We start from the raw sequence: 6,093 nt of genomic DNA, 5'->3' as shown, positions 1-6,093 counted from the left end.
GGAGATGGGCATCAGGATCGTCGAGAACGAGGATGATCCGGATGGCGATGATGGCGAGGTTGAGCTCACCTCGGCGGCCGAAAACGACGATCAGGCCGCGACCGACGAAGGAAACGGCGCCGCGGACGGCAGCGCTGCTTTCGAGAGCCGCGATCCACGGCCCAGGAAGACGGAAAACCTTGGGACCACGGATGATCCCGTGCGTATGTATCTGCGCGAGATGGGGACCGCCGAGATGCTTACCCGTGAGGGTGAGGCTGCAATCGCCAAGCGGATCGAAGCCGGCCGCGACATGATGATCCAGGGCCTCTGCGAAAGCCCCCTGACGTTCCATGCCATCATCCGCTGGTCCGACGCGCTCGATTCCGGCCACATGCAATTGCGCGAGATTCTCGATCTCGACGCGATGCTTTCGAAGGAGCCGCAGTCCGAGACGTTCGCCGACGGCGGCGAAGCTGAAGATGGCGGCGAGATCAGCGAAAAGACCGCAGGCCTGTCCTTCAGCGAGGAAGAGGAGCCGGAAGAGCAGGATGGCGGTCAGCTGGACAAGGACGGCAAGCCGCTCGCGACCCCGCGAACCGAAGAGGAGGACGCGGACGAGGGCGGTATCAGCCTTGCGCAGATGGAAGCGGCTCTGATGCCCGAGGCGCTGGATAAATTCGCGCTCATCGCCGGATTGTTTCGCAGCTTCGAACAGCTTCAGGTCAGTCGCATGGACGCGGCAGGGCTTGGTATCAATTTCCCTGAGGCGAAGGAGGAGCAGTACCAGCAGCTGCGAGCCGAACTCACGACGCAGGTGGAGTCGGTCAGGTTCCATGCGGTCAAGATCGAGCAGTTGATCGACAACCTCTACGTGTCCAATCGCCGTCTCACGGCGCTGGGCGGCCAGATGTTGCGGCTGGTCGAGCGGCACAAGGTGAAGCGCGCCGATTTCCTCGAAGCCTATGTCGGCCGTGAACTGGATGACACCTGGGTGGTCGAGATGGCGAGCCGGGACAAGAAATGGGCGGCGTTCGCTGCTGCCGAAGCCGAACCCGCGGAGCGGATCCGCATCGAGGTCACGGAAATAGCGGCGACCATCGGCATGGCCCTCCCCGAGTTTCGCCGCATCGTCAACATGGTCCAGAAAGGCGAGCGCGAGGCGCGTATCGCCAAGAAGGAAATGGTCGAGGCGAACCTGCGCCTGGTGATCTCCATCGCCAAGAAGTACCTCAATCGGGGGCTGCAGTTCCTCGACCTGATCCAGGAGGGCAACATCGGTCTGATGAAGGCCGTCGACAAGTTCGAGTATCGCCGCGGCTACAAGTTCTCGACTTACGCAACCTGGTAGATCAGGCAGGCCATCACCCGTTCGATCGCGGACCAGGCCCGTACGATCCGCATCCCGGTCCACATGATCGAAACGATCAACAAGCTGGTCCGCGCAAACCGGCGCTTCCTCCATGAGCATGGCCGCGAGCCCACCCCAGAGGAGATGGCCGAACAGCTCTCGATGCCGCTCGAGAAGGTCAAGCGCGTTCTCAAGATCGCGAAGGAGCCGGTGTCCCTCGACACGCCTGTGGGTGACGAGGAAGACAGCCACCTGGGCGATTTCATCAGGGACGAGAACGCCGTCATCCCGGTGGACGCGGCAATCCAGGCGAACCTCAAGGAAATGATCACGCGGACCCTGGCATCGCTGACCCCGCGCGAGGAGCGCGTGCTGCGCATGCGCTTCGGTATCGGCATGAACACCGATCATACGCTCGAGGAAGTCGGTCAGCAGTTCTCGGTGACCCGCGAGCGAATCCGGCAGATCGAGGCCAAGGCGCTGCGCAAGCTCAAGCACCCTGGCAGGTCTCGCGCGATGCGTGCGTTCCTTGATTGACGCCTGTTTGCACTGACATTCGAGCCCGGATTCCACGCCGGCATTGGTGGTTTCAGGTCAAAGAACTTGCGGTGGGGATATGCGACAAATCCGTCGCGGCGACGCATGGGCGCGGGCACCGCGCGGGCGTTGATGCGATCTCGTGACAGAGACCATAGCGGCTGAACACCGTGGGTCCCGAAAGCGAACATGTGTCCGTGACCAAATTGCATGTCGGACGCCTTATGGCTGAATGATGTCCTCCCATGAACCATGACGCAGCGGCGTTGCTGTTCATGGGGCGCAGGGGAGACATCTTCGCGGTTCGCCCGCTGCCTTCGCGCTTTGTGTTGTTCCCGCGCTATCTGCCGGCCCAGAAGGCGGGCAAGGCGCAATACAGCGGCATTTGCAGTTGGTGAATGTTCAGGAAGTGAGGCGGGCTGTGGGCGTTGGCTTTTCATGGCCTTGGCCTTTCACTGTCGATGCGCAGGTGATGTGGGATCGTGGATGGCGAGCAAGTTGGAAGTGGAGGGGGAGGAAAGGCTGCAACTCGGGTTTCGGGAAAGTTTGTTTCGGCGTCCCTTCGGCGAAGACTGCCTTGTCCTGTTCCCACGCCGAGCGTTGTTGTGTTATCTTCTGGTTTGGAAAGGCTCTGCACATGCAGGATGTTGATCACCTCGAACCGGCAGAAGAGGCGGCCCCGCCGTCGCCGCGTGCAGCCGACTGGTTCTGGCGCCCGTGGTATTCCAAACTCTATCTTGCCCTGGCACTGCTCTATTGGATCGGCCTCGAGCTGATGATTACCATCCCCTATGACCGGCTGAACATCTATCTCGTCAACACGATGGTGCTGCTGATCTTCGTATTCAATCCGGTTACTGTGGTGCGGTCCTGGGATATGGCTTTCTGAAGGCCAAGGTCGCGTGCGGGGAATGGTTGATTACGCCGGGTCCACCGCCGCAGAGGCCAATTGGCGATCCATATACTGATCCGGCTGACGCGCGCTCGGGGCTCCGACATCTCCAGCACATCGGAGCAATAAAGCACTGATCTCATGGATCCCGACGCTCTTTGAAGCTGGAATCTCCATCCGTCAGCCCTCGATCCCGGTCGAAAACCAATCGGCCGGAACTGAGGATTGAGGACTGCTCCATCGATATGACGGGGCCGGTGACATCTACAGTGCTGCGTCCAGAGTCAGCCTGGTTTAGATATCTGTTCCGGAGCCCATCATTACCTAGCACACGTTCGCTAAGCTCCCCGGCAAAAGCCTCCTCTGGGCGACCGGAACGAGCGGCTCTTTTCTCTGCTGAGGCAATCGCCTCTCGGACGTCGTAATTTACAATGTCGATTGATGCTTGCGCAGCAACTCCCGCTATTCCTCGATCTGAAATGTCTGCACTCAACTTTCCGGTTAAAGAGCCAACGGCGCTGGCTTTCGCGCCATCCTTTTCTTTACCTTCTTTGCCGCTTGAGCCCCCTCCACGTGAGGCAGAAGCAGTAAGATCGCCGGAAATACTCTGACTATCCTGCGTCTGATGCTCCGCAGTGCGGCTAACCGACCTTTGCCATCCGGTCTGCGCGATGATCGCGGTGACATCGCGCTCCAGCGTATCGGCCACCTGGGGCTTCAGTCGCCAGTTGCCCCGGCGATCCATCTCGAACCCGCCGCGTAGCCAGTTGGCCATGGCGGCCTGCCCTTCCTTGCCGTTGCCCAGGAAGTGCTCGATCGTGTCGGGGCCCGCCTGCTTGCCGGCTTCGAAGCGCGTGCTGGTGTCATTGCGGGCGGACCGGCTGAACCCGGTGCTGCTGGAAACGAGCAGGTCATTGTGCGCGAAACTGAAGCGGGCATGGCCGCCATTGGCGATGGCGCCAAGCTGACTTTCGTTGATGAGACCACCGCGCCACATCTGCGCTGCAAGTTCGGGCGTCAGGTTCAGGCTGACATCGCCATTCTGGTCCATGGCGATCTGGCGCTTCGACATCTCGACGCCATGCGCGCGCAGCAGCGCCTGGGTGCGGGTGAGGCGTTCCCGCTCGACGATCCCGGTCAGGCGCTCGTTGCGCGCACGATCCGCGATTCCTTCCGCGCCGCCTTCGGCCATGTCGACCTGGTTACCGGCGGTCCCGGCCAGCGCGCGGATGAAGGAATCGAGGCGCGCGGCTTCCCGGACCGAAACACCTGCGGCTGCGGCCCCTTCGGCGAAGCCGGCATTGTCCGCCTGCCGCCGTTGTTCGCCGATCTGCGCGTTGCCGCGCACGCCGTCGGCCCCAATCTCGCGCTGGGCGTCGAGCTTGCCCGAGCGCTCGGCGAAGTCATAGCCCGCCGCCTCGCGCGTGCGGCCATAGACGCTCGTGCCCTCGCGGGCCGCCTCGGCCGTCGCACCATCGGCTGTGCCCACCTGAACTGCCGCATTGTAGTTCTCCAGCGCGCGCAGAACCTGCGCTTCGCTCCGCCCGGTCGCGCGTGAAAGCTGGCTGATCGCCGTCGATCGCGCTTCTCCCGAGAGAGCATTTATGAACCCGATGCGGCGGCTGGTTTCGGTGACGGACAGCCCGAGCATGGCGGCTGCCTGGCGCTGGCCCTGATTGGCCCCGGTACGATGCGCCTGCTCGGTCGCGACATTGCCCCGCTCGACGGCAGCGACCCGGCCCCCCGCATAGTCGCGCCGGCCCTCCATCGCGCCGACCTGCGTCTCAGCCGCGGTCAGGTCGTTGCGCAGCATCTGGTCCTGCTCGAAGGCGTTTGCCGTCAGCTTCGCGAAGGTCGGATCGGCTCCGGCCTGGGCAATGACAGTAGAGGCCTTGAGCGCTGCGTCCTTGGCGTCATAGCCGCTACGCTCGAAATGCCGCCGCGCGCCGGACTGCATCATCTCGTAGGCGCGCTGGTCGCCGAACGCCTTCCACTGCACCATGTTCTGCGCGAACGCGGCAAAGGCCCGCTCACCCGGCTGTCCTTCTCCGAAATACGTCGTGCCAAGCTTTCGCAAGGCATCGCCCTGGGCGAAATTATGGATAGCCGACGTCGCCGCATTGGCGCGAACGGCGCGGGCCGTCGCCGGATCGCTGAGGTCCCGCCCGACAAGGGCAGGGGAGAGACCACCCAGTTCGCGCGCGGCGTCGGTCCGGCCAAGCCCGAACGCGGCAGTGCCGGCAGCGCCGCCGCCCTGTTCGGCGAGCACGGCGCCGGAGGAGGCGAACGCCCGGTCGAGACCAAAACTGCTGCGCTCGCCGAAGTCGCCGAACCCGGAGGACGTCGATCGCCGTGCAGCCGTCCCGCTCGCCGACGCCTGCGCTTCGAGCGCCGATGCATAGCCTTCGGTGGTCCCGACCGTCGCGGCCGCCATGCTGCCCTGTCCCTGTACGCCGAGCATGCCCGAGGTGAAGGCAGTGAACATGTTCCCGGAGAAGCGGAACACCGTGAAAACGAACGCGCCCGCCAGGCCCGCGGCAGCAGTGCGGAAGGAGCCGAAGATGGCGAGCGCCTTCATTGCCGCCGAGGGGGCGAGGATCCAGCTGTCGGCCGCGACGCTGGTCGCACGCAGTTCGGCCAGCACATCCATCGCCCGTCCCAGGGTCAGCTGGTAGATCCCGGCATCGATCACGCCCCACAGCGCGACGAAGACGAAGAGGCCGAGCGCAAAGCTCGCGACCCGAAGGTTGATCGGCGTCAGGATGAACAGCAGAGCGATCGGCATCATCATCAGCATGATCGCGAAGACCGAGGCGCGGATGGTCGGCATCCATTCGTTGGCGGTCGAGAGCGTGGCAAGCCCGTTGGATTCGATCGCGCGGTTGGCCATCACCCGCGCGGTCGCCGCCGGCGAATCCTCGAAGAGGACGTCGCCCACGGTCTGGCCGAGCAGGATGTTGGTGAGGAATTTCTGCCGGTTCATCGCCTGCCCCAGCATCATCTCGCCCAGGCCGTCGATCTGCTGGCGGCAGCGATCGCGCTGCGCCGTCTGGGTCACGTCGAATCCCGTGCGCGCGCAGACCTGGTCGCTGTAGGCATCGAACAGGCTGGCATCCGACAGACGCTCGGAAATGTGGCTCCATGCCGCCTCGCAGCTCATCGTCGTCCCGGCCTTGTCACTCGCCGTGAACACGGTCGAGAAGGTCGCCGGCCCGGCCATCGCCGCGAAAGAGGCGGGAAGGTCGGTCGAGGTCCGGAAGAGCTGGTCGTCGTCGACGCCGTAGGCCGGGGAGACGCGCGCCACCGGATAGCACTGGCGCACATAGTCCTTCAC

3 protein-coding genes and 1 pseudogene are annotated in these 6,093 nt (G+C 63.7%); 3 read left to right on the top strand and 1 reads right to left on the bottom strand.

From position 1 onward, the window contains the following. The 3 genes and pseudogenes from rpoD to VMR39_RS07485 form a co-directional block, all read left to right on the top strand. Positions 1-1,867: pseudogene (rpoD, locus tag VMR39_RS07495) on the top strand (RNA polymerase sigma factor RpoD); the annotation flags it as partial. Between the two features lie 245 nt (positions 1,868-2,112). Then, positions 2,113-2,265 (top strand): hypothetical protein, encoded by a 153-nt coding sequence (locus VMR39_RS07490; RefSeq protein WP_325415349.1) that lies wholly within the window; start codon positions 2,113-2,115, stop codon positions 2,263-2,265. Positions 2,266-2,504: 239 nt separating this feature from the next. Then, positions 2,505-2,756 (top strand): hypothetical protein, encoded by a 252-nt coding sequence (locus VMR39_RS07485; RefSeq protein WP_325415348.1) that lies wholly within the window; start codon positions 2,505-2,507, stop codon positions 2,754-2,756. A gap of 142 nt (positions 2,757-2,898) precedes the next feature. Here the strand turns inward: VMR39_RS07485 and VMR39_RS07480 are convergent. Next, positions 2,899-6,093 (bottom strand): conjugal transfer protein TraG N-terminal domain-containing protein (locus tag VMR39_RS07480; protein ID WP_325415347.1); only part of this gene is annotated, 3,195 nt, incomplete at its 5' end.

This window comes from Sphingobium sp. (assembly GCF_035511395.1).
GTDB lineage: Bacteria > Pseudomonadota > Alphaproteobacteria > Sphingomonadales > Sphingomonadaceae > Sphingobium.
The sequence above is the reverse complement of the archived record's forward strand: the minus strand, read 5'-3'. Positions and strand labels throughout refer to the sequence as shown.

Bases quoted from the DNA above. Each gene is read 5' to 3' on its own strand.
- VMR39_RS07490 (WP_325415349.1), top strand. From the start codon at position 2,113: ATGAACCATGACGCAGCGGCGTTGCTGTTCATGGGGCGCAGGGGAGAC.
- VMR39_RS07485 (WP_325415348.1), top strand. From the start codon at position 2,505: ATGCAGGATGTTGATCACCTCGAACCGGCAGAAGAGGCGGCCCCGCCG.